Annotated in this window: 3 protein-coding genes and 1 pseudogene; 2 read left to right on the top strand and 2 right to left on the bottom strand. The window is 64.7% G+C overall.

Translation table 11 applies throughout. The features are described 5' to 3' along the window. Positions 1-348, top strand: a pseudogene (locus VMR03_RS08610) (coproporphyrinogen III oxidase); the annotation flags it as partial. 129 nt (positions 349-477) lie between these two features. Then, the gene (locus VMR03_RS08605; protein WP_325404225.1) at positions 478-927 is read left to right on the top strand and encodes a ferritin-like domain-containing protein; all 450 of its coding nucleotides are present in this window, start codon (positions 478-480) and stop codon (positions 925-927) included. 3 nt (positions 928-930) lie between these two features. Here VMR03_RS08605 and VMR03_RS08600 read toward each other — a convergent pair whose 3' ends face one another. Both VMR03_RS08600 and hemF read right to left on the bottom strand, forming a co-directional pair. Further along, positions 931-1,407, bottom strand: a complete 477-nt coding sequence (locus tag VMR03_RS08600) for an aminoacyl-tRNA deacylase (RefSeq protein WP_325404223.1) — start codon at positions 1,405-1,407, stop codon at positions 931-933. Positions 1,408-1,422: 15 nt separating this feature from the next. Next, positions 1,423-2,155: oxygen-dependent coproporphyrinogen oxidase (gene hemF, locus VMR03_RS08595; RefSeq protein WP_325404221.1), on the bottom strand; the 733-nt coding region annotated here is incomplete at its 5' end.

Here is a 2,155-nt window from a genome sequence, read left to right as displayed (position 1 = left end):
GAAATCGCCATCGAGCGCTACAAGACGCTGGTGCGCGCCGGGCGCCTGCCGGTCACGCGCGGCATCGCGATTTCCGACGACGACAGGTTGCGCCGCCATGTCATCGAACGGCTGATGTGCGACATGAAGGTCGATCTCGACTGCATCGCCGCGCTCCACGGATTGAAGGGCGAGGTCTTCGAGCCGGAACTCGCGGCGCTCGGCGGTCTCGAGGCCGATGGTGTCGTCAAGCGCGACGGGCATCGCCTCGCGGTGACGGAGGAGGGCAAGCCCCTCGTCCGCGCTGCCTGCGCCGTCTTCGACCGCTATCTCTCGGCCGGCGAAGCGCGGCATTCGAAGGCGGTGTGAGGCGGATCGCCGCTTCGCTCGGTTCGCGTTAGACCGCCCGCTGAACGTTTCGTTCCTCTCCGCGCGGCATGGAACCCCGCTGCTTCGCCGGGGTTCTGTCTGGGCATGCTTTGTCCAAATGGAGGCTTCATGGTCACGACCATCGGAACGGAAAGCAGGATGGAGGATCTGCTTCACGATCTGATCCATCTCGATTACGACGCGATCGCCGCCTATCAGGCCGCCATCGACCGGCTGGAAGATTCCGGCGCGAAGCAGGCATTGACCGGCTTCCGGCGCGACCACGAGGATCACATCCGCAATCTCACGCCCTATCTCGAAGCGCTGGGCGGAAAAGTTCCGGCTGACGGCGACATGAAGCAGGTTCTCACCAAGGGCAAGGTCGTGGTGGCGGGGCTCATCGGCGACAAGGCGATCCTGATGGCGATGAAGTCGAACGAGGAAGACACCAACACGGCCTATGAGCGCGCCGTGGAGCACGCCGAGTTGCCGCCGAAGCTGCGCGATCTGATGAAGAAGAACCTCGCCGATGAACGCCGCCACCGCGAATGGCTGGTCGACCGCATCGAGAAGATGTGAGCGTCAGGCGATGGTGGTGGAACGGCCTTCCGTCGCGCGGAGGAGTTCCGCCGGCGAGATTTCGAGTTCAAGGCCGAAGGCGCCGCCGCTGACATAGATTGTCTCGAAGCCTTCCGCGCTGGCGTCGAGCCATGTGGGCAGCTTCTTCTTCTGGCCGAGAGGGCTGCAGGCGCCCATCTGATACCCCGTCGTCTTTATAGCCTTGTCCTTCGCGGCGAGGTCGATGCGCTTCGCGCCCATTTCGCGGGCGAGGGCCTTGCGGTCGAGATCGCGCGAGGCGGGGACGATGGCGACCGCGAGCCTGCCGTCGTCGGTCTCCACGACCAGCGTCTTGAAGAGCCGCGCCGGATCGATGCCGCTCGCCTTCGCCATCTCAAGCGCCGAGGTCTTGCGGTCCTTCGCCACCGGCACCTCGCAGAACGTGCCCCTGAACCTGTTGAGCCGCAGAAACCGCTGCGCCGCCGTCTCGCCTTTCGCCATCAATGCCTCACGCCCTCACGGCCACTTCACCTCGGGCGGCATCGACGAGAGGATCGAGGCGACGTTGCCGCCGGTCTTCAGGCCGAAAGTCGTGCCCCGGTCGTAGAGCAGGTTGAACTCGACATAGCGGCCGCGGCGGATCAGTTGCTCCTCGCGTTCCTCCGGCGTCCAGGCCTCATTCATGTGGCGACGGACGAGCTTGGGATAGACGTCGAGAAAGGCACGGCCGACGTCTTGCGTGAAGGCGAAATCCTTCTCCCAGTCGCCTGAATTGTGGTGATCGTAGAAAATGCCGCCGGTGCCGCGCGGCTCCTTGCGATGCGGCAGGTAAAAGTACTCGTCGCACCATTTCTTGAAGCGCGGATAGTAATCCGCGTCATGGGCGTCGCAGGCGCGCTTCATCGCCGCGTGGAATTCGACCGTGTCGGGATGGTCGTCGCGCCGCTGCACGTCGAGCACGGGCGTCAGGTCACCGCCGCCGCCGAACCAGCTCTTCGTGGTGACGACGAAGCGCGTGTTCATGTGCACGGCCGGCACGCGCGGATTCTGCATGTGCGCGATCAGCGATATGCCTCCCGCCCAGAAACGCGGGTCTTCCTCGGCGCCTTGCATCTGCTTGCGGAAGTCCTCCGAGAATTCGCCGTGAACGGTCGAGATATGGACGCCGACCTTCTCGAAGACGCGGCCATGCATGACAGACATCTCGCCGCCGCCCTGGTCGCTCGACCCGTCGCCCCGCGTCCAGGGC

Origin of the sequence: Parvibaculum sp. (assembly GCF_035511255.1) — a bacterium.
GTDB lineage: Bacteria > Pseudomonadota > Alphaproteobacteria > Parvibaculales > Parvibaculaceae > Parvibaculum.
The sequence above is the reverse complement of the archived record's forward strand: the minus strand, read 5'-3'. Positions and strand labels throughout refer to the sequence as shown.